This is a genomic window from Acinetobacter sp. EKM10A (genome assembly GCF_011075215.1).
Taxonomy (GTDB): Bacteria; Pseudomonadota; Gammaproteobacteria; order Pseudomonadales; family Moraxellaceae; genus Acinetobacter; species Acinetobacter baumannii.
This window is the reverse complement of the sequence record NZ_JAALLK010000010.1, coordinates 30220-51624: the sequence shown is the minus strand read 5'-3', so window position 1 is coordinate 51624 and position 21405 is coordinate 30220. Positions and strand designations below refer to the sequence as shown.

General features: G+C 38.0%; 25 protein-coding genes and 1 riboswitch. Of the genes, 12 read left to right on the top strand and 13 right to left on the bottom strand.

The window, feature by feature from the left end:
• Positions 1-160 precede the first annotated feature (160 nt).
• From moaA to G9371_RS13110, 6 genes are all read left to right on the top strand, one after another.
• Positions 161-1201, top strand: coding sequence for a GTP 3',8-cyclase MoaA (moaA, locus tag G9371_RS13135; RefSeq protein ID WP_085943446.1), 1041 nt, complete (start codon positions 161-163; stop codon positions 1199-1201).
• Positions 1202-1456: a MoaD/ThiS family protein gene (locus G9371_RS13130; protein ID WP_001187658.1), complete on the top strand. Its 255-nt coding sequence runs from the start codon at positions 1202-1204 to the stop codon at positions 1454-1456.
• A 3-nt stretch (positions 1457-1459) separates the two neighbouring features.
• Positions 1460-1945 carry a molybdenum cofactor biosynthesis protein MoaE gene (locus G9371_RS13125; RefSeq protein WP_004840953.1) on the top strand — a complete coding sequence of 162 codons (486 nt, stop codon included), beginning with the start codon at positions 1460-1462 and terminating at the stop codon, positions 1943-1945.
• A 23-nt stretch (positions 1946-1968) separates the two neighbouring features.
• On the top strand, positions 1969-2892 hold the full coding sequence (moaCB, locus tag G9371_RS13120) for a bifunctional molybdenum cofactor biosynthesis protein MoaC/MoaB (protein ID WP_000799976.1): 924 nt from the start codon (positions 1969-1971) through the stop codon (positions 2890-2892).
• Complete coding sequence (locus G9371_RS13115) at positions 2892-4127, top strand: molybdopterin molybdotransferase MoeA (protein WP_029424738.1); 1236 nt, start codon at positions 2892-2894, stop codon at positions 4125-4127. The genes moaCB and G9371_RS13115 overlap by 1 nt, the downstream gene beginning before the upstream one ends.
• Positions 4128-4335: 208 nt before the next feature.
• Complete coding sequence (locus G9371_RS13110) at positions 4336-4818, top strand: winged helix-turn-helix transcriptional regulator (protein WP_000870671.1); 483 nt, start codon at positions 4336-4338, stop codon at positions 4816-4818.
• On the opposite strand, the gene G9371_RS13105 is transcribed toward G9371_RS13110, so the two are convergent.
• Positions 4788-6218, bottom strand: a complete 1431-nt coding sequence (locus G9371_RS13105; protein WP_165471276.1) for a PLP-dependent aminotransferase family protein — start codon at positions 6216-6218, stop codon at positions 4788-4790. The genes G9371_RS13110 and G9371_RS13105 overlap by 31 nt on opposite strands.
• 122 nt (positions 6219-6340) lie before the next feature.
• Here G9371_RS13105 and G9371_RS13100 point away from each other — a divergent pair, with 122 nt between their 5' ends.
• The gene (locus G9371_RS13100; RefSeq protein ID WP_029424740.1) at positions 6341-7204 is read left to right on the top strand and encodes a DMT family transporter; all 864 of its coding nucleotides are present in this window, start codon (positions 6341-6343) and stop codon (positions 7202-7204) included.
• A 4-nt stretch (positions 7205-7208) separates the two neighbouring features.
• On the opposite strand, the gene G9371_RS13095 is transcribed toward G9371_RS13100, so the two are convergent.
• The 4 genes from G9371_RS13095 to tusD are packed head-to-tail and all read right to left on the bottom strand — an operon-like array spanning position 7209 to position 8605.
• The gene (locus G9371_RS13095) at positions 7209-7520 is read right to left on the bottom strand and encodes a TusE/DsrC/DsvC family sulfur relay protein (protein WP_001047539.1); all 312 of its coding nucleotides are present in this window, start codon (positions 7518-7520) and stop codon (positions 7209-7211) included.
• A gap of 19 nt (positions 7521-7539) precedes the next feature.
• Complete coding sequence (locus G9371_RS13090) at positions 7540-7824, bottom strand: hypothetical protein (protein WP_029424741.1); 285 nt, start codon at positions 7822-7824, stop codon at positions 7540-7542.
• Between the two features lie 17 nt (positions 7825-7841).
• On the bottom strand, positions 7842-8192 hold the full coding sequence (locus G9371_RS13085) for a hypothetical protein (RefSeq protein WP_000859779.1): 351 nt from the start codon (positions 8190-8192) through the stop codon (positions 7842-7844).
• 44 nt (positions 8193-8236) lie between these two features.
• Positions 8237-8605: a sulfurtransferase complex subunit TusD gene (tusD, locus tag G9371_RS13080; RefSeq protein ID WP_000105718.1), complete on the bottom strand. Its 369-nt coding sequence runs from the start codon at positions 8603-8605 to the stop codon at positions 8237-8239.
• Positions 8606-8670: 65 nt separating this feature from the next.
• Between tusD and G9371_RS13075 the strand changes: the two genes are divergently transcribed.
• Entirely contained in the window at positions 8671-9678 is a 1008-nt protein-coding gene (locus G9371_RS13075) for an NAD-dependent epimerase/dehydratase family protein (RefSeq protein WP_029424742.1), read from the top strand.
• Between the two features lie 114 nt (positions 9679-9792).
• Positions 9793-11187 (top strand): class II fumarate hydratase, encoded by a 1395-nt coding sequence (gene fumC / locus G9371_RS13070; protein ID WP_001194768.1) that lies wholly within the window; start codon positions 9793-9795, stop codon positions 11185-11187.
• Between the two features lie 133 nt (positions 11188-11320).
• Here fumC and G9371_RS13065 read toward each other — a convergent pair whose 3' ends face one another.
• Together G9371_RS13065 and G9371_RS13060 are read right to left on the bottom strand one after the other, a co-directional pair.
• Positions 11321-11617 (bottom strand): hypothetical protein, encoded by a 297-nt coding sequence (locus G9371_RS13065; protein ID WP_029424743.1) that lies wholly within the window; start codon positions 11615-11617, stop codon positions 11321-11323.
• 181 nt (positions 11618-11798) lie between these two features.
• Positions 11799-12260, bottom strand: coding sequence for a hypothetical protein (locus tag G9371_RS13060; RefSeq protein ID WP_001081041.1), 462 nt, complete (start codon positions 12258-12260; stop codon positions 11799-11801).
• A 311-nt stretch (positions 12261-12571) separates the two neighbouring features.
• On the opposite strand from G9371_RS13060, the gene G9371_RS13055 reads away from it, so the two are divergent.
• Together G9371_RS13055 and G9371_RS13050 are read left to right on the top strand one after the other, a co-directional pair.
• A complete protein-coding gene (locus G9371_RS13055) occupies positions 12572-13063 on the top strand; it encodes a hypothetical protein (protein ID WP_000949167.1) in 492 nt (163 codons plus the stop codon).
• Between the two features lie 145 nt (positions 13064-13208).
• Positions 13209-13296: riboswitch (glycine riboswitch) on the top strand.
• A 177-nt stretch (positions 13297-13473) separates the two neighbouring features.
• Positions 13474-14718: a D-amino acid dehydrogenase gene (locus tag G9371_RS13050; RefSeq protein WP_001120919.1), complete on the top strand. Its 1245-nt coding sequence runs from the start codon at positions 13474-13476 to the stop codon at positions 14716-14718.
• 46 nt (positions 14719-14764) lie between these two features.
• On the opposite strand, the gene G9371_RS13045 is transcribed toward G9371_RS13050, so the two are convergent.
• Positions 14765-15409: a hypothetical protein gene (locus G9371_RS13045; RefSeq protein WP_001139838.1), complete on the bottom strand. Its 645-nt coding sequence runs from the start codon at positions 15407-15409 to the stop codon at positions 14765-14767.
• A 103-nt stretch (positions 15410-15512) separates the two neighbouring features.
• On the opposite strand from G9371_RS13045, the gene ispF reads away from it, so the two are divergent.
• The gene (gene ispF, locus G9371_RS13040; RefSeq protein ID WP_000226514.1) at positions 15513-15995 is read left to right on the top strand and encodes a 2-C-methyl-D-erythritol 2,4-cyclodiphosphate synthase; all 483 of its coding nucleotides are present in this window, start codon (positions 15513-15515) and stop codon (positions 15993-15995) included.
• Here ispF and G9371_RS13035 read toward each other — a convergent pair.
• The 5 genes from G9371_RS13035 to glnL all read right to left on the bottom strand — a co-directional run bounded on the left by G9371_RS13035 (position 15992) and on the right by glnL (position 21260).
• Positions 15992-16516 carry a protein tyrosine phosphatase family protein gene (locus G9371_RS13035; RefSeq protein WP_000209121.1) on the bottom strand — a complete coding sequence of 175 codons (525 nt, stop codon included), beginning with the start codon at positions 16514-16516 and terminating at the stop codon, positions 15992-15994. The genes ispF and G9371_RS13035 overlap by 4 nt on opposite strands.
• Before the next feature lie 192 nt (positions 16517-16708).
• Complete coding sequence (gene argF, locus G9371_RS13030; RefSeq protein WP_002133006.1) at positions 16709-17629, bottom strand: ornithine carbamoyltransferase; 921 nt, start codon at positions 17627-17629, stop codon at positions 16709-16711.
• 112 nt (positions 17630-17741) lie between these two features.
• The gene (adeN, locus tag G9371_RS13025) at positions 17742-18395 is read right to left on the bottom strand and encodes a multidrug efflux transcriptional repressor AdeN (RefSeq protein ID WP_029424744.1); all 654 of its coding nucleotides are present in this window, start codon (positions 18393-18395) and stop codon (positions 17742-17744) included.
• 275 nt (positions 18396-18670) lie between these two features.
• Positions 18671-20164: a nitrogen regulation protein NR(I) gene (glnG, locus tag G9371_RS13020; RefSeq protein WP_000089273.1), complete on the bottom strand. Its 1494-nt coding sequence runs from the start codon at positions 20162-20164 to the stop codon at positions 18671-18673.
• The gene (gene glnL, locus G9371_RS13015; RefSeq protein ID WP_000371970.1) at positions 20151-21260 is read right to left on the bottom strand and encodes a nitrogen regulation protein NR(II); all 1110 of its coding nucleotides are present in this window, start codon (positions 21258-21260) and stop codon (positions 20151-20153) included. The genes glnG and glnL overlap by 14 nt, the downstream gene beginning before the upstream one ends.
• Between the last annotated feature and the right edge of the window lie 145 nt (positions 21261-21405).

The following is a 21405-nucleotide window of genomic DNA, read 5'->3' as shown; positions in this document are numbered from 1 at the left end:
AGACGGTGCGGTGAAAAACCTATAAAAAGTTAAATATTATGGAAGATAAGTAGAGCTGGAACAAATTTTGCATAAAAAACAAAGCACTATTTAGGCGCAATTTTTTGTATTTGATTGTTCATAATCGGTGCTCGCAATATTTGAACTGTTCTCGATATGAGTGCAAATGATGAAACAATATCACTCTGAAACTGCGCCAAGCCTTCTGCAAGATCAATATGGGCGTATCAAGCGTAAGTTACGAATTTCTGTAACTGATCGCTGTAATTTTAAGTGTGTATATTGCATGCCTGAGCATCCAGAATGGTTAAATAAACAAGACTTGCTTAGTTTTGAAGCGCTCTTTCAATTTTGTTATTTTATGGTGCAGCAAGGTATCCAAAGTATTCGCATTACGGGTGGTGAACCATTAATGCGTCAAGGTATTGTTCATTTCATTCGAGATCTACAGTCTTTAAAAAGTTTAGGTTTAAAACGTATATCGATGACTACCAATGGTCATTACCTTGCTAAACATGCCAAGCAGCTAAAAGATGCTGGATTAGATGATTTAAACATTAGTTTAGATAGTTTAGATCCTGTTCAGTTTAAAGAGTTGACCAAGAAAAAATTGGAGCCTGTTTTAGAGGGGATACAAGCTGCAAAAGAAGTAGGATTACCTTTTAAAATTAACTGCGTGTTAATGAAAGATAGAAATGATGATCAAATCTTACCTATGGTGAAATGGTCAATTGCTCATCATATTCCTTTGCGTTTTATCGAGTTTATGCCGCTTGATGGTGATGCACTTTGGTCAAATAAAGATGTGGTAAGTGAGGCTGAAATTTTACAGGTATTGCAACCGTATTATTCGGTACAAGTCATCGAGCAGCAACATGAGCCAGCGCGTCAATATCTAATTAACGGTAGCTACCATTTAGGAATTATTTCCACAATTACGCATTCATTTTGCCACCAATGTGACCGTATACGGCTTACCGCAAAAGGCGAACTATATAATTGTTTATTTGCGCCGCAAGGCTTAAATATTAAGCCTCAGCTTCAAACGTTGGTAAGCAAACAACATACTCCAGAATATGGTGTGTATATCCAAAATTTAAAGAATTTGGTTCATCCTTATATCTGGCATAAAGCCAAAGGTTTCCATGCCTTACAACATCAACAAACCCGTAAAATCAGCATGCATATGCTTGGGGGATAAATGCAACAATCTATCCAAATTAAAGTCGAAGCATTTGGTGCAATTGAAAAATTGCTTCCTGAAAATCTTTTGTTAGTTTGTCCTAGTCATAGTCTAGTTAAAGATGTATTGGATGAAATTGTTTTATTGCATCCGGAATCTACAAAAGCCATGGAAAAATGTGCATGTGCGATTGGTGATAATGTCATAACCAGACAAACTGTCTTAAGTGAGCCATGCACTTTGGTTTTATTATCACCCGTTGCCGGAGGATGAGTCATGAAAGAGTTCGCAAGAATACAAGAGCAGGCTTTAAGCTTGGATACTTTTGATCCGATTCAGTCTTTTCCTGAATGTGGCGGTATCGATATTTTTATGGGTACGGTTCGTAATCACCACGAAGGTAAAGCGGTAAAGGCGCTGAAATATACATCGTATAAACCGCTTGCAGAAAAAATGATACGTGAAATTGAGCTAGAAATTGAGAAAAAGTATCAGGTATCTTATGTGCGAGTGGTTCATCGAATTGGATATCTGGATGTCGGTGAAACAGCCATTATTGCAATTGCGTATGCAGCCCATCGCCGTGAAGCTTTTCAGGCATGTGAGGAAGCGGTCGAACGTGTAAAGCATGAAGTACCTGTCTTTAAAGAAGAGTTTTTTACAGATGGTACAAGTCATTATGTGGAGGGTTGTTGTATTCGTAAGGATGCACCGCACGACCACAAACATCACCATCATGTCGGCCATGAGCACTCACACTGAAATATGTAATACTAGGATAAATAATGAAAAACGTAGGAATGAAGCCGGAAAGTTATCGTGTTGCCGAAGCACAAGCGATTTTATATGCACCACCGCACTGTATTGAATTATTAAGACAAGGAAACACTGAAAAAGGTGATGCATTAAAAACAGCGCGTATTGCAGGAATTTTGGCAGCAAAAAGAACTGATGAGCTGATTCCACTATGTCATCCGCTACCAATTTATCGGGCAGATGTAGAATATGAATTGGAACATGACTTTGTAAAAATTATTGCTGTCGTTGAGACCATTGGGCCAACTGGCGTAGAAATGGAAGCTTTAACGGCGGCAAGCCTTGCAGGTTTAACCATTTACGACATGTTAAAGCCCCATTGTGAACCAGAAGAACTCTGGATGGATCAATGTAAACTACTTAAGAAAAAAGGCGGAAAATCCCATTTTAAACGGGTATTGCGTCAGCCTGTTTCGGCTGCTGTTATTGTATTGTCAGATACCGTAGCAGCGGGTAGAAAGCCGGATACGGCCGGAAAATCTGTAGTTGAAACTTTAACTGAAGCTGGATTTGATCCGATCCATTACCAAATTTTGCCTGATGAAGCAGATGATCTCAAAGAATTGGTCCTAGAACTCACCAAATCGTATGCTTGTATTATGACCGTGGGTGGGACAGGAATTGGTAAGCGTGACATTACAGTTGATACGCTAGAGCCTCTTTTAGAACGTAAATTAGATGGCTTAATGGAAGCAGCTCGCTCATTTGGACAAAAACGCACGCCATACGCGGCTATGTCACGCGGAGTAGCAGGGTTTATTGACCGTTCTTTAGTTGTGACGTTACCGGGAAGCCGTGGTGGAGCAAGCGAATCAATGGCCGCTATTTTACCTGCATTAGTCCATATTTTTGATGTTTGCCGTGATTTACCGCATCCAGGAGGCTATGAATAATGTCAGGTTGTGGTGCTGAGCGTGGATTAATCGGTATAGATGAAGCGCTAGATTTAGTTATTAATAAGCCTAAAAAATTAAGCTCTATTCAAAAGACTCTAATAAATAGCCTAAGTAGTTATCTTGCCAAAGATATTTACTCTGAAATTAATTTACCAAGTTTTTCTCAAAGTGCGGTAGACGGTTATGCACTTTGTAGCCATGCAGAAGATTTAAATAATCAAAAGTTCCAAGTCACAGGTGAGATTCGTGCCGGAAGCGAGAGTCATGACATACTTGGTGAAGGTCAGGCGATTCGTATATTTACGGGCGGCAAAATTCCTGAAGGGACAACGCATGTAGCACGGCAAGAAATCGTATCGGTTATTTCGGCTCAAGAAATTTGTTTAACGGAGCATATACGCCCTCAAGCTGATATCCGTTTTACTGGTGAAGAAATCCAGCAAGGGCAGTTACTTGCTCAAGTAGGACAGTTTCTAAATATTGGAAGCTTGGCTGCTTTAAGTATGGCAGGTGTACAAGAACTTACTGTTTATCGTAGACCAAAAGTTGCAGTTTTAGTCACAGGTGATGAAGTTGCTCAAACGGCAGAAGATTTAGCTGAAGGTAAAATTTTTGATGCAAATGGTCCATTACTAAAAGCTTGGTTTGAAGATTATGGTTTAGATGTTGAACTCATTCATGTGGCAGATGAAGCAGATCAGGTCACCCATTACTTTAACCAGCTAAAAGACAGCCATGATGTTGTTATAACGACTGGCGGAGTTTCGGTAGGAGACTACGACTTTGTTCGGCCCTGTGCTTTCGAAGTTGGGTTTGAACAAATCTTTTGGAAAGTTAAACAAAAGCCGGGTAAACCTTTATTCTTTGCCGAATACCATAATTCACAAGCTAGCCATTCCTGTTATTTGTTAGGCTTACCGGGCAATCCGGCTGCGGTATATGTCGCAATGCAAGTTTACGGTAAATCTTTGCTTGATGCATTGCAGGGCAATAGACATGGACCAGAATGGTTTACCGCAATTTTAGAGCATGATTTAAAAGAAGATGCACGTGAGCGTTTTTTACGAATGTATGCTTATTTTGATGCAGGACAACTTAGGGTGAAAAGTTTGGCCAAGCAGCAGTCCCATATGCTGAGTAATCTTATGCAAGCCAATAGTCTAGTCCGTATTCCTGCGAATACAAAACTAGCATCAGGAACTGTGCTAAAGGGGATCTTTATTTCAAATTAACTTATAAATAAGCTGTATATAATTAATCCATACTGATGGATTAATTATATTTTATAACTATTTTTAGTGACTGTTATTTTAAAAAATAAGCTTTATAAATATACTAAAAACTTATTTCTAAGCTGAATATTGCATATAACATATTAAGTGGTTTAGGGTATAAATAATAAGGCAAGTAGGCCAGTTTTATATTGAGGAAAGCATAAAGATGAAATGGGATGACATCGGTGATCAGCCTTGTTCTGTTGCCCGTATGCTATCAGTGATTGGTGATCGATGGACGATGCTAATATTACGTAATGCTTTTATGGGAATTCGTCGTTTTGATGACTTTCAAAAATCATTAGGTGTCACTCGTCATGTCCTTTCTGATCGCTTAAAACGGTTGGTTGAATACGAAATTTTAGTGAAAGCGCCTTATTTTGACCGTCAGGAACGCTTTGAATATCGTCTCACAGATAAAGGCTTTGAGCTTTATCCAATTATCTTATCTATGGCGAACTGGGCAGATAAATGGATGGACCAAGGTTTAGGTAAACCTTTGGAATATCGACACAAAGCATGTGGACATAAGTTTGAACCTGTTATGGTGTGTTCAGTATGTCGTGAACCATTACATGCAAAACAAGTTCAGGTTTCGGCTGGGCCGGGCTATTTTGCTTATATGGAACAAAAGCAAAAACAGGCATAAACTTGTTTCTCTAACGACCCTTGTAGAAGCGCTTCTGCAAGGGTCTTATAAATATAATCATGATTTGATTGTGTAATATTAAAACGGATAAATTGACCTGCCGATTGTGCTTGGCTAAAGGCATTACCCGGGGCGAGAATCACTTGCCGATTCAGGCAAAACTGAGCAATCTTCGCTGCATCTACACCTTCCGGTAGACGACACCACACAAAAATTCCGGCCTTGGGCTCAATCCACGGTTCTATCCCAATCGATTTAAGCTTCGCGATTGTTTCTTGCATGGCTTGAGCTAAACGAACTTTTAATAAATCTAGATGCTTACGATATGAACCATCGGTTAAAGCTGTGTGTAAAATCTTGGCTGAGAGTCCATTGTGAGAAAAACTGGTGGCTATTTTTAAATCGGCAATCTGATCAATCCATTCTGGTTTCGCAACAATATAGCCGCAGCGAATAGAAGCAGAGAGCGTTTTAGAGAAACTTCCAATAAAAATCACGCGTGAAAGGTTGTCTAGGGCTGCAAGTCGTGGAGCGGGAGTATATTCAAAATCTGAGAAGATATCGTCTTCAATCACAATTAAATTAGACTGATCAATCAACTTTAATAATTGATGAGCTGTCGAGAGTGAGAGTGTTGCACCAGTTGGGTTGTGTATTCCGGAATTTGTAATATAAAGCCGAGGGTTATAGCTCTCGATAGCTTCTTTAAATGCCTCTAAGTCTGGGCCATTTGGAGTGTAGGGAATACCAATAACTTTAACTTGATGAACTTTAAGTAGAGCATGAAAGTTAAAGTAGCAAGGGTCATCAATTAGAACTACATCATCTGGTTTAAGTAAAAAACGACAAACCAGATCAATAGCTTGAGTGCCTGAATCGGTTAGAAGAACTTGATTAAGGTTTGCCTCTATACCTTTACTTTGTGCCCGTCTAGCCAGTAGATCTCTTAATGCGGGCAGCCCTAACGGTGAAGAATAACCCAATAAACTATCGTCTTCGCTACGTGTGGCTGATCTTAATGCTTTGCGGATACTTTCAAGTGGCATCCAATCATTTGGTAACCAACCACAACCGGGTTTAAACGCATTAGGTTCTGCTTCTAAAGACTGGCGTGAAATCCATAACGGATCTATAGAGCGATCTAATTTGGGTCCTAATTCACTTAAGGCTAAAGGTGCAAGGGGTGCCACGACATAAAAGCCGGAACCACTACGTGATTCAATTTTACCTAGGGCAATTAATCGCTCATAAGCTTCGACAATAGTAGAAACAGAAAAACCTAAATCTTTGGCTAGTTTACGTACAGAGGGAAGTCGGGTTCCTGGAGTTAAAGAGCGATTCTTAATTTGTTGTTCAATCTGTGAAATAACAAGCTCGATTTTTGTTTTGGTCTGGTTCACACTAATTATCTCTAACTGTACTGTTTGCTTATACATAACAGTTTTTTTAAATTGTACTGCTTTGTATCTGGTTTTGACACCATATCACAGCTTAAATTCTTCGTATAGTTGCGGAGAATAATATGCAAAAGTTTATGAACGGTTGGGTGAATGGTTTTATTGGGGTAGCAATTTTTGCCGGTTCATTACCGGCTACCCGTGTTGCGGTAACAGGTTTTGAGCCTGGTTTTCTAACAGCAGCAAGAGCTGTCATTGCAGGAGTTTTGGGTTTAATTTTTATCTTTTTGCTTAAGGAAAAAAAGCCTGCTAAACAAGATTGGTGGCCACTCGCTATTGTGGCTTTAGGCGTTGTAGTTGGTTTTCCCTTATTTACTGCGCTTGCTCTACAGTATATGAACGCAGCCCACTCGATTGTCTTTGTTAGCCTTCTGCCATTAGCTACTGCCATATTTGCAGTAGTGAGAGGTGGAGAAAAGCCAAATTTATTTTTTTGGATATTTGCAATTTTAGGCAGTTTGGTTGTTTTTACCTATATGTTTTTCTTATCGGGTGAAGCTTCTTTTGGCATTGGCGATTTATACATGCTTATTGCAATTATTCTATGTGGATTTGGTTATGCAGAAGGCGGAGTACTTTCGAAAAAAATAGGTGGATGGCAGGTGATTTGTTGGGCGCTTATTTTAGCTTTACCGATTATGCTGCTCGCTACTCTTTTTTATATGCCTGTTTCCTTTCAAGATGTATCTACATCAGCGGTAGCAGGACTGGTTTATGTATCTTTATTTAGTATGCTCATAGGGTTCTTTTTCTGGTACAAAGGGCTTGCACAAGGCGGTATTGCTGCAATTAGCCAGCTACAGCTTTTACAACCTTTAATGGGACTCGCGATTGCCGCACTTTTATTACATGAACACGTAAGTTGGTCGATGTTAATGGTAACGGCAGTAACAATTTTATGTGTCGCTGCCGCTAAAAAATTCGCATAAAAATTTATAAACAATTTGCCGGTTTAGGAATACCTGCCAAGCGACTGAGATGGCGAGCAACTAAACCGGTATTAAATTTTTGCTGTAAAACAGCATTATTAATATCTGGACTTACAGTTTTCATTAAAAACTTAATCAAAGGACGTGTTGCAGGAGAATGCCCAAATTGCTGATAAAATTGGCGAACCGCAGCTAAAACTTCAAAATGCCAATCTGTTAATTCAAGATCGAGAGATTTGGCGAGTTCCTGTGCTACTTCGGGATTCCAAATCGTATAGTCGACTAAATGACCATCTTGATCTAATTCTAAATTCATAAAAATGAGCCTAACTATATTATTTCAAAGAAATGCATCGATTAAATTGTAAAACCAGATCCGCAAACTGATCATAGTTCAATACCTTAACCTGAGCCAAGGTTTCTGCATCAATTAAATCTTTTTCATGAGACAAACAAGAAACTGAGCCAAACTGCTGACAAATATTTATCGAAAGTTGAGCAGTTGAGTCACCCATAAAAACAATTTGATCATCTTTATGAAATAGCTTTGCAAGTTCTTCAATAATGCGAGGAGTATGGTGATAAGAAGCTTGCACAAGATAAAGAGTTGATTGCGTCATTAAAATTACACCTTTATCTACCAATATAAGACATGATCGAAAGACTGGATGAGTTCAGTATCTAACTGAACAAATTCTAGTTCCTGCTCGCTGTTTTGAACAAATGGATGCTGTTTGTTTTTAGCTTCAACAAGGATTGGACTTAAGTCATAAAACTCAAAGCTATCCACCATGTTTGAAGCAATTTTAAAAGCATGCTGCAATTGGTCGAAGTTACGTTCATTTTGTAAAAGACTAAGAGCCGCATCTTTTAATAATACTTTGACTGGTGAGCCAAAGGTTGCTAAAACCATAGTAGCGGCGAGGCTTTCATTGACTTGTAGGCTGGTTAGATTGGCTTGGGTCAAAATAACGAGTACAGTTTTCACACAATATACCTTTTAAAAGCAACAATCTAAGTTAACAAAGTAACTTAAAATTGAAGAAGACGAGAGGCTGACTGTACTGCATCAGCAAGTTCACCTAGACCAACCAACTCAAAGTTGTTCGCTAGGTTGTGATGACTAAGTTGATGGCGGCTCGCATTTTCTGCATCGGTAATCCCGCGTGCAAGAGCAGCGCTAACGCAAACAGGAAGTCTGATCGCGAGCTTTTGCCATTCATGCGTTAAATTACGCTGGTCGTCAGGAACCCACTGAAAATCATTCGCAACTTGAACGCCATCTTGGTAAAAGAATACACGAAAGTCTTCATTTTTACTTTTGAGTGCCTGAGCTAGGCCCAGCGCATGCCAAGCATGGATCGAAGTAGGAGCAGAGGTTATTAGTAGTAATGTACTCATTGAGAATTCACTATGGTCATACGTCTAAATGGGCGTAGATACATTAAGAGAAAGGTAAGTATACAATGATTTTAGTGACAGGTGGTTTAGGCTTTATCGGTTCACATATTGCATTGAGTCTCATGGCTCAAGGCCAAGAAGTGGTTCTTGTCGATAATTTGGCTAACTCGACCTTGCAAACGCTTGAGCGGTTAGAATACATCTCTGGTATGTACGTTCCGTTTGTTAAACTTGATGTACGTAACACGCCTGCATTGAACAAAGTATTTGAACAGTACTCAATTGATGCAGTCATTCATACGGCTGGTTTTAAATCTATTGAAGAGTCTAATTTAAAACCGCTTGAATATTATAATGATAATGTCAGTTGTATCATGAGCCTATTGCGTGCAATGCAACGTACAGGCGTCCGTCATTTTATTCATTTATCTAGTTTGGCAGTCTATGGAAAATCTGGTTCACAGTTAAGTGAAACAGATGATTTCAACTATGCTTATCCTAACCCTTATATTAAGTCGCAACAGATGATTGAAGAAATCATCCGTGATACTTACAAAATTGATCATGAATGGAAAATTGCAATTTTACGTCTATCAAATATTGTAGGTGCTTTTGAGCATGGCGTATTAGGCGAGTATGTAGCCCAGCTCCCTAAAAATATTGTACCGCTTGCCATGCAAGTTGCAGCGATGCAACGTGATTTAATTGAGTTACAGGATCAGTCTTCTACCGAGGACCATACCGTAGAACGTAGCTTTTTACATGTATTAGATGTATGTGAGGCAGTAAGCTCAACTTTACATTGGTTACGTGATCAAAGCCATTGCTGTGAAGCTTTTAATATTGCTCATGAGCAAGTGCATTCGATTCGTCAATTATTAGATGAAATTTCACAGGTTACCCAAGCCGAAATTTCGACACAATCTGCGATTTATAAGCATGAAGAGTTAGCACAGATTGGTGCAAATATAGGAAAAGCAAAAACTTTATTACAATGGGCACCTAAGCGAACTTTAAAACAAATGATTGAAGATGAATGGAGATTTTATCAAAATACATTAAATGGAAGATAAGATAATGATTCTTATTTACAATAATGGAATGCTTGAGTACGATACTAAAATTAACTAGCCAAAGCATAAATTGCTTCAGCCCGTGAGTTCTTTAACCAGATAACCGAGGTTTCTATGCAAACACGAATTGAACATGACACAATGGGTGAGATTGAAGTTCCGAATGAAGCGCTGTGGGGTGCACAAACCCAACGTAGCTTACAGAACTTTAAAATCGGGCAGGAGCGTTTACCCCGTGCCATGATTCGAGCGATGGGCTTGGTAAAAAAAGCAGCGGCAATAACCAATGCAGAGTTAGGCCAGTTACCACAAGATTTGAGCCAATATATTGTGGGGGCAGCCGAGGAAGTGATTGCAGGGAAATGGGACTCTCAGTTTCCACTCGTGGTTTGGCAAACAGGTTCAGGTACGCAAAGTAACATGAACTGTAATGAGGTGATTGCAAATATTGCAAATCAAAAGCTAGGCCAAGCGCTTGGAGCACAAAAGCCGGTACATCCGAACGATCATGTTAACCGCGCACAATCTACTAATGACTCATTCCCAACGGCTATTCATGTTGCGGCAAGTTTGCAAATTAATGAATTACTGATTCCAGCCGTAGAACAGCTTAAAGCGACTTTGCAAAAAAAGTCGGACGAATTTCAAGATATTGTTAAAATTGGCCGTACCCATTTACAAGACGCGACGCCACTGACACTTGGTCAAGAGTTTAGCGGTTATGTTTCTCAGCTCGAGCATGGTTTAGTACGTTTACAGCAAGCTTTAAGTGGTCTGTATGAGTTACCATTAGGTGGCACAGCGGTAGGAACTGGGTTAAATGCTCATCCTGACTATGCTGTTAAGGCAGCAGCTCAGCTTGCAGCTTTAACGGGTTTGCCATTTGTTACCGCTCCTAATAAATTTGAAGCACTTGCAGGACGTGATGCTGCTGTTTTTGCATCAGGCGCATTAAAAACTCTAGCGGTAAGCTTAAACAAGATTGCCAATGATATTCGTTGGTTAGCAAGTGGCCCACGTTGTGGCTTCGGCGAAATCCGTATTCCTGAAAATGAACCTGGTTCAAGTATTATGCCAGGTAAAGTGAACCCGACTCAAAGTGAAGCCATGACCATGGTTGTTGCCCAAGTGCTTGGCAACGATACCACTATTAATGTCGCTGGTGCTTCGGGTAATTTCGAGCTCAATGTATTTATGCCAGTAATTGCTTATAACTTACTGCAATCTATTCAGTTGCTTGGTGATGCATGTAATAGTTTTAATGATCACTGTGCAGTAGGGATCGAGCCAAATCGTGAGAAAATTGATCATTTCTTGCATAATTCTCTTATGTTAGTTACGGCATTAAATCCGGTTATTGGTTATGAAAACTCTGCAAAAGTGGCGAAAACTGCTTATAAAGAGAATAAAACTTTAAAACAAGTTGCTGTAGAGCTAGGACTTGTTACAGCAGAGCAATTTGATGAAGTGGTTAAACCTGAAAAAATGGTTTCGCCAAATAGTAAATAAGCGATTTAACAATAGCCATCAGCAGTATATTTTGTAGCGATTTTACAAACTCTTAACTACTGATGGCTATTATGCTTAAGATGTTAAAGTTAGGGCCATTCATTTATCCTAAGTTATTTATTAAAAATAAGAGCTATACCAATAGATCTTCTATATATTCCCAGCCATTAACTTTCATCTCTTCAAACTTTCTTTTTAATTCTTCTTTTGTATATTCATGTGAGTCTTTAGCTAAAAGAATATGATAAGAATTAGATGCCGGATCTATAGTGACCTCATTAATTTCTACTGGCTGAATTACACCATTTTCGGTCAAACCAAGATCAGTAAAGCACATTCCTTTTACCGGAATAACACTGCATTCATACTCTTTAGAAATAAAATAATTATTTGAATAAGTTGAATAGGTACGTGAAGCGCGAATCTTCATTGCTATCTCCTTTATTCGTAGAGAAGATTTGAGTAGTGTGGCGCGTTTTAAAAGCTAAAACTGTTTACTTTTTATTGTTTGTTTACTATGAATCTTTGTTATTTAAAATATTTTTAACAATCTATATCAAAATTAACTGTAGAAGCCTCCTTTTTAAAAGAAGGCTTCAATATAGATAAGCTTATCTTGAGATTTTGTAAACTTTATTTTTATATTCATCACGAGAAATGACACCTTTATCATATTGTTGTTTTAATGACCTATATTGTTGATAACGAACATCTCTTTGAAGGCCCATATTGTCATGATTTCTAATGTAATAGAGACTTCGTTCATGATCACTCATATTTACAGTATGGTCGGGAGAGTGAGAATAAGTGTTTTGTGGTTGCTGTTCTTGGTAGTGTTTTGCAATCTCAAAAAAATCTACGTTTTGTTTGTTTGAATCAGAGCGGAAAGGATTGTGTTGTGATTCGTTAATTTTATGATCTGAACTATTATTTACCTCAAGCATACTCTTATGGCGTTTTGACTCTTGTCCATAAAATTCATATTTGGTTGGGGAGATAGTTGTTTCAGAAAATACAAAAGGAGAAAAAGTAGCAGTACTTAAAACTAATAAAATTAATTGTAATCTATTCATTTCTATGGAAGCCCAGATGAAAGTGAGTAAATCACTGTATTATAACACTAAATTTAATAGTAAACTAAAAAATAATATATCTAAAATATACATATTTTTAATTTTCAAAGTTGTATAAGGTTTATTTGCAAGTTTCTAGGTTGTAATTATTCCTTATTAAGCTTTATCAAACCAACTTGGTGTTGAATAAGCTGCCATAATTGTTAAAATGCCCACCTTATCCTGTTTTTATATTATTTTTTAATTGCTTTTGTTTTTGCAATTTTTAAATTAATTATGAAAAACAGTAGTTTAGCTAAGGATTTTTTTGAATGCTCTCTATTTATTTAACAGATACTCAACAACATGTGCAATTTAATGATTACCCAAGTGATCAGCCTGTTAAATTTCTGTTAAATCTTAAAAAGATTTTTCCAAGTACTGGTGATTTATTATTACCTGTTTTACCTGAAGATAATGATCTGGAAAATGTAACTTGGGAATCAACCTCAAAAGACTTTGAAATCTTCAAAAAGTTATTGGCAGGTTGGGGTGTGATTGAGCTTCGTTTAAATGCCATTACTGCTTATAAAGATAAAAACTTTGCAAATGAGCTAATTAAACAAGCTCAAGCGAAACGTAAAAAAGTAGCACAAAAAAATCATCAACTTTCTCTAGTTGCATTGGATTATATTTTTATGCACGAAATTCATGCACTCATTGATGCTGAACTGTTCACAATAGGCGAGAAATTTTATTTGCCAACCTTGCGGGAGCAATGGAAAGGTACCGTTTCGGACCAAGTGCTTAATGGAAAGCTCTAATGAATATCAAAAGGTGAATTCTTATAATTCACCTTTTTTATAATTAAATCAAAAGATTGTGTATTTTTTTGGTGGGTTGTACAAAAGTTTACAAGAAAAGAATGCGTTTTTTTAAAAGTGGCAGATACATTGCTTATATAAATACAAAATTATTGCGGGAGAGAGGTTCTTAAGAACCCGCCGAAGGAGCAACAGGCCCGGAAACTCTCAGGCAAAAGGACTGTAATAATTAAAAAATCTGGAGAGCAGCTTAAGATTTATAAGCATGGAGAATAAAAACTTATAAGTCATAAACTCACCGAAGGGGAAGATCGAAATACTAAAAGGTAGTATTTAGGTCGAAACTCTCAGGTACAAATGACAGATGGGCTGTACTGATGAAATGTTTTTGCATTTCAGAGGAGTCTGTTATGCCACATGTTATTGTGATTGGTGCAGGAATCACAGGGGTTACTTCAGCCTATGAATTATCTCAATTAGGTTACCAAGTCACAGTGATTGATCGCCATCTTTATCCAGCCATGGAAACATCATTTGCAAATGGAGGGCAATTATCTGCTTGTAACGCAGAAGTCTGGAACCAGAAAGCGACCGTTATAAAAGGTTTTAAATGGATGAGGCAAAAAGATGCTCCTTTATTATTGAATCCTTCCTTTAGCCTACATAAATATAGTTGGTTGGTTGAGTTTTTGTCTCATATTAAAAATTATGAAGCCAATACAATAGAAACCGTTCGCTTGGCATTGCTTGCGCGTAAGCGCTTGTTTGACGTAGCTGAAAAAGAGCAGCTTCAATTTGATTTGGAGAAACGTGGTATTCTTCATATGTATCATACTAAGGATGATTATGACATAGCCAAGCGAGTTAATGATGTCTTAAATAAAGGGACTTTAGAACGTTACTCGGTTTCACCTGAGGAAATGAAATCAATTGAACCTTCTTTAACGGGTGAGTACTTTGGTGGCTATTACACACCAAGCGATGCAACCGGTGATATCCATAAATATTCAACCTCTTTAGCTGAAAAGACTAAACAATATGGCGTTCAGTACAAATTCGGTTTGGAAGTTACTGATATTAAGTGTCATGCAGATAAAGTGGTACTGAATTGTCAGCCAAGTGCTGAGCATCCGCATCTTTCCCAAACAGACAGCTTTCAATTAGAAGGTGATGTTTTGGTGGTGTGTGGTGGTGTAGGAAGTTATCAGTTAGCTGATATGATTGGTGAACGTGTAAATGTTTATCCGGTCAAAGGTTATTCAATTACCGTCCAATTAAAAGATGAAAAAAGTATAAAAAATGCACCGTGGGTGAGTTTGTTGGATGAGAGCGCTAAAATTGTAACGTCTCGTTTAGGACCAGATCGTTTACGTGTAGCAGGTACGGCCGAGTTTAATGGTTATAATCGAGATATTCGAGCCGACCGTATTCAACCTTTGGTAAATTGGGTAAACCGCAATTTTGACATTTCAACTGAGCATGTTGTGCCTTGGGCGGGTTTAAGACCAATGATGCCTAATATGTTGCCAGTTGTGAAACAGTCTAAACAGTCTCGAGTTTTCTATAATACGGGACATGGTCATCTAGGCTGGACTTTGTCAGCAGCTACAGCTGTTTTGGTGAGTCAAGACATTCAACAAAAGTATCCAGCATAAAAAGAAAAGCCAGTGTCTATGCACTGGCTTTTTTATTTTATATTCACTAGTCGTACAGACGATAAATTCCTGTGAAGCGCTCACAACCTTTTTGCTGGGTTTTTACGATGAGCAGTGCTTTCTGAAAGTCAAATTTATATTTACAGTTATGTTCATTATCTAAAATTTCACTTTTCTGTTCAGGAGAGCTGTAAGCCATAAGTGAAACCGTTTGGGTTTCTTTTCGGTTATTCGGATTACGGTAAGCTAAACCTTCAATTTTGATTTTATCTTTAGCAAGTTGATGTATTTGTAAATGAACGGGCTGAGATGCAATATGTCCATTTTCAAATTTAAGATAATGCTGAGTCAGGGTTTGTTTAAGTGAAGCATAAAAATTTAAATCATCACCACGTACATCAAACTGTTGTTGAATACATGAATTGGTTTTGCATTGTTGTGTTTGTCTAAGCCACAATGTTTGAGTATCTTGTAGAAGCTGCAGTGGGGCATCTGTGACCAAGTATGCAGAAAGATATTTATTGTTGAGCTGCTTTCGTGCTTCGCTAAAGGTTTTTGAACAGATTTTTAGCTCTGCTTTTGAGTTGGAGCAGTCGATAGACTCTGCAAAAACAAGCGATGAGCATAAACAACTCAATGTCACGACAAAACTTAATCTTTTCAATTGATTCATATCAGTATTCGACGGCATGATCGCTTATACTTTCAGTCTACTTTGCTAAGTGTACTATAGCGAAACACGACGGTTGAATACAAGATTTCTTAAGCTTTTATAATAGAAGGGAAGAGTTTATATGGTTGCTCAAATTCGTATTGGACAAGGAATGGATGTGCATGCCTTTGAAGAGGGTAACTTCGTAACCTTAGCTGGCGTTCAAATTCCGCATACGCATGGTTTGAAGGCACATTCTGATGGCGATGTCGTGCTACATGCATTATGCGATGCCTTACTAGGTGCTCTAGCACTTGGTGATATTGGTCAGCATTTTCCGGATACAGATCCAGAATTTAAAGGAGCGGATAGCCGTGTTCTACTTAAACATGTTTATCAATTAATATTAGACCGAGGTTATCTTTTAAATAATGCTGATATTACGGTAGCTTGTGAGCGTCCTAAATTAGCCAAATACAATTTGGAAATGCGTCAAAGCATTGCAGATGTTTTAAATGTAGATTTAAATCAAATTAGTATCAAAGCGACCACAACCGAAAAACTTGGATTTACTGGTCGCCAAGAAGGAATTTTAGCAACAGCGACGGTGTTAATATCTCATTAAACTAAATCATTGGTTTGTTGCAAAGACTGTTGAAGTTCTAAGGTAGCCTTACGGCCTTGAAGCTGTAAGGTAATACTATGAATGAGTCCTGTCCATGTTTCATTTGGCTCCCAAATCTCATGAAGCAAATCCTGACAGGTTGGCATATCCATATTCATATAAAATTGTCTGTAGACATACATAAGACAACTTACGCGTTTATTTTTGGCACAATGTAACCAAACAATTTCATTCTGCACTAAATGATCAATCAAATCTAAAACTAATAAGCATTGGTCAGAAGAGGGTGTTTCCCAGTCAATTGGAATATGAATATAATTTAAACCATATTCAAGACAGACCTGATCTTCATTTTTAATACTATCTGGTGAATTCGATAAAGCTAAATTTATAACAGTGCTACAACCATACTCTTTAATGAACTTAAGTTGTTCGATAGAAGGTTGCGCTGAACTAAATAAATGTTCATGAATGATCGAAAATGCAGGGATTTCAGATAATGATTGTTCAAGGGTTGTCATAATCGCACTCTACACGAGTAGGCTTGGCTTATTGTGTAGAATGTTATACACGATTATGTGTGACAGTTGAAATATAGACTGTTTATATATTGGGCAACATCATAAAAATTTTTAAAATAATAAATGAGGGGAATAGGGATCTTATAAAAATAAAAAACAGCACCTTAACGATGCTGTTTTTTGAATTAGAAATTAAGCTTTTTTCAAATTTTCGTTGAGTAAAAATTCCATTAAAGCTTTTTGTGCATGCAGACGGTTTTCTGCTTCGTCCCATACGACGGCATTTTTATGGTCGAGCATGGTTTCAGAAATTTCTTCACCACGATGAGCAGGTAAGCAGTGCATGAATAAACAGTCCGGGTGTGCAAGCCCCATTAATTTCTCGTTAACCTGAAAATCAGCAAAGGCTTTTTCACGGAGCTTCTGTTCTTCTTCTTGTCCCATGCTTGCCCATACATCTGTAACGATAAGATCAGCATTTACAGCCGCATCTTCCGCATTATCAAAAAGTTCAACACAATGCCCAAACTCTACTAAAAATTCAGGTTTAGGTTCATAACCTTTTGGTGATGCAATCTTGAGTTTGAAACCCATCATGTGTGCAGCTTCAATGTATGAATTACACATATTATTGCCATCACCAATCCAAGCTACGGTTTTGCCTTCAATGCTACCGCGATGTTCAATATAAGTTTGTAAATCTGCAAGTAACTGACAAGGATGGTGATCATCAGTTAAGCCATTGATAACGGGAACTTTTGAATAAGATGCAAAACGTTCAACAATATCGTGACCAAAAGTACGAATCATTACGATATCAAGCATGCTTGAAATAACACGTGCTGAATCTTCAATCGGTTCACCACGGCCTAATTGCGTATCACGAGGTGATAAGAAAATGGCACTGCCACCGAATTGATTAATACCGGCTTCAAAAGAAATACGAGTGCGTGTGCTCGATTTTTCAAAAATCATTCCCAATACTTTACCAACAAAAGGTTGATATACCTTATTGCTTTGCTGCATTTTCTTAAGATCGCTTGCGCGTTCTAAAATGCGATTAAGTTCTAGAGTGGATAGATCACGTAAAGTCAGGAAATGTCTTAGAGCCATGTAGCTACTCCATAATAATTGTTTTGAATTACAACAATTATCTGTTGTTGGCTGGGTGGAAGTGGGAAAAAAGAAGTCTACTATACTATAAGCATTTCAAAATGCAAAAGAATTAGACTTTATGATGGCCCTTTAAGAAAATATCAACACAATAGTTAATATAATCAATAACTTCTGTCTCATTGGGTGGAAGAGGCATTCCCATAATCATTCGCCATTCAATATCACGTAAAATTCCAAAATACATAAGAGAGGAATGATCAGGAGATGTACAGGTAATTTCACCTGATTGATGAGATATGAGTAAGGCTTGAGCAATTGTATTTTGGACATCCAGAGCACACTTTTCATATAAGTATTGGCTCAAAGTTGCATTACATTGAGTTTGTTCAATAACTAAACGTAAAAAGGCAATATGTTCAGGTTGAATAATGTGCTTATAAAAACGGATGAGAGTATGGATTAAATAATCTTTTAAAGAAGTTCGCTCTGGTTGAAATGCAATACAGATATCTTTAAAAAACATTTCACGGCGATAATCGCAGATTGCAGTAAATAAGCCATCTTTATTACCAAAGTATTTATAAATAGAGGTTTTTGAACCACCAGCATGATTAACGATGTCGTCAAGAGAGCCGGCATCATATCCTTTTTCCAAAAACAGCTCGGTTGCGCTTAGCAATAGAGCTAAACGACGTTCTATACCGCGGCGTGTTTGGGGTTTCTCACATACGAGATGATGTGACTCAAGGACTGGATCATGCATAAAATTTAATAACGACGGCTAACACTGCTTATCTAGTATAGCAAATCTATCTTTAACGATGGTCATTGGTATGTTTTTAGGTCATCTGGTAAACAATAAGTAGAGTGTAGGTTTGTGGAAAATTTATAAGATATAATAAGTTATATGGGTTTTTAGAATTTTTTGATCATGTAACTGTATGTTCACATTTTAGTTTGATAGTCAATTCCGATTTAAATAGTCATAAAGAAAAGCGGCTAAATTAAATTAGCCGCTTTTTGATTTTTACTTCGGTTTTAAGCTTCTGACAATGTTGCTTTATGTTCGTCCTCATCATCGTCATCAGCAGAATCCATGCCTAGCTCTTTTAACTTTCTGGTTAGGGTGTTACGACCCCAACCTAACAGCTCGGCTGCATGACGTTTGCGCCCACGAGTTTGCTGTAGTGCTGCATTAATTAAGGTGCGCTCAAACATTGGAGTAGCAATGTCTAAAATCTTCATTTCACCATTTTTAAGTTTTTGAATTGCCCATTGGCTTAGTAGCTCATCCCAATGGTGCAAAGAAATACGTTCAAAAGATGGTGCTGGTTGACTAGTCTCACTACTTTTTTGGAGTGGAACCTGTTTAAGCTCAGAAGGTAAATCTTCTGGATAAACCTCACGACCAGTAATCATGACGGTTAACCAACGGCAGGTATTTTCAAGCTGACGAACATTACCAGGCCATGGTAATTGTTGCATATAGTCCGTTGTTTCAGTGCGTAAAATCTTTGGACTTACGCCTAGCTCTTTACCCGCGCGAGCCAAGAAATGTTGAGCCAGCATCGGGATGTCTTCACTGCGATGCGCAAGCTTCGGAATATGAATTCGAATAACATTTAGACGGTGGTATAAGTCTTCACGGAAACGACCTTCATTCACCAGTTTTTCTAAGTCTTGATGGGTTGCCGCGACAATTCTGACATCTACTTTAACGGGTATATGTCCACCAACTCGGTAAAACTCACCATCTGCGAGCACACGTAACAATCGAGTTTGTGTTTCAAAGGGCATGTCACCAATTTCATCAAGGAATAGTGTTCCGCCATTTGCTTGTTCAAAGCGGCCTTGATGTTGGGTGTTTGCACCCGTGAAAGCACCTTTTTCATGACCAAATAATTCCGTTTCGATTAAATCTTTAGGAATTGCTGCCATGTTTAAAGCAATAAAAGGCTTAGCGCGTCGTGGAGAATGTTTATGTAAAGCATGCGCAACCAGTTCTTTACCTGTGCCTGATTCACCATTAATTAAAACGGTAATATGCGACTGAGATAAACGACCAATCGCTCGGAAAACCTCTTGCATAGCAGGAGATTCGCCAATAATTTCTGTTGATTGTAGTGGTGAAGCTGTTTTTGTCGCTTCTTGCTGCTGCAATTTATTGATATGCAAAATCGCTCGATTGACTAGAGCTAAAGCTTCATCAATATCAAATGGTTTTGGTAAATACTCAAATGCACCAGTCTGATAGCTTGATACAGCAGACTCTAAGTCCGAATGCGCTGTCATAATGATAACAGGCAAGTCGGGGTGAGAGTTTTTCACTTTAGATAAGAAAGTTAACCCATCAATACCTGGCATACGAATGTCAGTTAAGATGACATCGGGCGCATCATGATGTAAACGTTCAAGTGCTGTTTGAGCTTCTTCAAAATTGGTGACGTCAAATCCTTCTTCTTTAAAGGTCTTTTCAAGTACCCATCGCATGGCGCGATCGTCATCAATAACCCATATTTTATTTCGCGACACGGTCTGACTCCCAAGGTAAATATAAGCTAAACATTGTTTTTCCAGGAACTGATTGGCATTCAATCATTCCGTTATGTTGATGCATGATGTTCTGTGCAATACTCAGGCCAAGCCCTGTGCCTTTTGCTCGTCCTGTAACCAAAGGATAGAACACAGACTCTAAAATGCTTTCGGGAATACCCGGTCCATTGTCTTCAATATCGACTCGTACAGCAGAGCGGTTAAGTACTCCATTAATAGTGACTAGACGTTGAATACGGGTACGTAAAATTAATTCAGGCTCTTGATCTGTAAAAAATGATTTATTTTCTGTAATAGCTTGAATTGCATTAACGCTAATATTAAGCATGACTTGAATGAGCTGATCTCGATCGGCTTTTACATCGGGTAGAGACAAATCATAATCACGCGTAATTTTGATTTTTTTCTTGGTCTGATTTGCGATTAAAGAGCGTACCCGTTCTAGAGGTTCATGCACATTTACATTTTCATAACTTGGCAATTGTCTTGAGCCCAACATGGTGTCGGCCAAATTGGTGAGACGATCTACCTCGTTAATAATAATATCTGTAAATTCAGCATAGCTCTCGTCATTTAAACTACGAGCAAGTAACTGAGTTGCCCCCCGAATACCGGCCAGAGGATTTTTAATTTCGTGAGCAACGCCTCGAACCAGTTGTCTAGCCACTTGATGTTGTTGAATTAGATTTTCTTCCTTAGAAATTTTCAACATGCGATCAATAGGGTTTAACTCAATAAGTAACAGCGGGTGGTAGCTTTTACCTGCATTTAATTGCGAGACCGTATAATCCACATGTAAATCTTTAAAATTGACATTAATAATGGCTTCACGACGTGTATAAGGTTGTCCCGTTTTTAATGTGTTCAATAAGGCTTCATGTGTATTAAAGGTATCATCAGGTGCATGAAGTAAATTTAAAACCGGTTGTCCAGAAGCGCGAAGCAAACTAATGTCAAAAAGTGCTTCACAAGCGGAATTTAAATAAAAAATATTAAAGTTACTATCGATTAATAAAATCGCAGTAGTTAAATTGTCTACCAATAGGCGATAGTCGATAGGTGTGTGTTGATCCATTAGCGAATCGTTCCTGTCTTAAAATGGCGCAATGGCATCTTCATTGGTTATCGGTTTTCACCGTTATAGAACATGATTGATGCAAAATGTACGCCAACTTTGTTTATGGTTTATTTTAAGGTTTTAAGCGTAATTAAAGCGCTCT

Coding starts and splice junctions, on each gene's coding strand:
- G9371_RS13130 (WP_001187658.1), top strand. CDS start 1,202: ATGCAACAATCTATCCAAATTAAAGTCGAAGCATTTGGTGCAATTGAA.
- G9371_RS13125 (WP_004840953.1), top strand. CDS start 1,460: ATGAAAGAGTTCGCAAGAATACAAGAGCAGGCTTTAAGCTTGGATACT.
- moaCB (WP_000799976.1), top strand. CDS start 1,969: ATGAAAAACGTAGGAATGAAGCCGGAAAGTTATCGTGTTGCCGAAGCA.
- G9371_RS13115 (WP_029424738.1), top strand. CDS start 2,892: ATGTCAGGTTGTGGTGCTGAGCGTGGATTAATCGGTATAGATGAAGCG.
- G9371_RS13110 (WP_000870671.1), top strand. CDS start 4,336: ATGAAATGGGATGACATCGGTGATCAGCCTTGTTCTGTTGCCCGTATG.
- G9371_RS13100 (WP_029424740.1), top strand. CDS start 6,341: ATGCAAAAGTTTATGAACGGTTGGGTGAATGGTTTTATTGGGGTAGCA.
- G9371_RS13095 (WP_001047539.1), bottom strand. CDS start 7,520: ATGAATTTAGAATTAGATCAAGATGGTCATTTAGTCGACTATACGATT.
- G9371_RS13090 (WP_029424741.1), bottom strand. CDS start 7,824: ATGACGCAATCAACTCTTTATCTTGTGCAAGCTTCTTATCACCATACT.
- tusD (WP_000105718.1), bottom strand. CDS start 8,605: ATGAGTACATTACTACTAATAACCTCTGCTCCTACTTCGATCCATGCT.
- G9371_RS13075 (WP_029424742.1), top strand. CDS start 8,671: ATGATTTTAGTGACAGGTGGTTTAGGCTTTATCGGTTCACATATTGCA.
- fumC (WP_001194768.1), top strand. CDS start 9,793: ATGCAAACACGAATTGAACATGACACAATGGGTGAGATTGAAGTTCCG.
- G9371_RS13065 (WP_029424743.1), bottom strand. CDS start 11,617: ATGAAGATTCGCGCTTCACGTACCTATTCAACTTATTCAAATAATTAT.
- G9371_RS13060 (WP_001081041.1), bottom strand. CDS start 12,260: ATGAATAGATTACAATTAATTTTATTAGTTTTAAGTACTGCTACTTTT.
- G9371_RS13055 (WP_000949167.1), top strand. CDS start 12,572: ATGCTCTCTATTTATTTAACAGATACTCAACAACATGTGCAATTTAAT.
- G9371_RS13050 (WP_001120919.1), top strand. CDS start 13,474: ATGCCACATGTTATTGTGATTGGTGCAGGAATCACAGGGGTTACTTCA.
- G9371_RS13045 (WP_001139838.1), bottom strand. CDS start 15,409: ATGCCGTCGAATACTGATATGAATCAATTGAAAAGATTAAGTTTTGTC.
- ispF (WP_000226514.1), top strand. CDS start 15,513: ATGGTTGCTCAAATTCGTATTGGACAAGGAATGGATGTGCATGCCTTT.
- G9371_RS13035 (WP_000209121.1), bottom strand. CDS start 16,516: ATGACAACCCTTGAACAATCATTATCTGAAATCCCTGCATTTTCGATC.
- argF (WP_002133006.1), bottom strand. CDS start 17,629: ATGGCTCTAAGACATTTCCTGACTTTACGTGATCTATCCACTCTAGAA.
- adeN (WP_029424744.1), bottom strand. CDS start 18,395: ATGCATGATCCAGTCCTTGAGTCACATCATCTCGTATGTGAGAAACCC.
- glnL (WP_000371970.1), bottom strand. CDS start 21,260: ATGGATCAACACACACCTATCGACTATCGCCTATTGGTAGACAATTTA.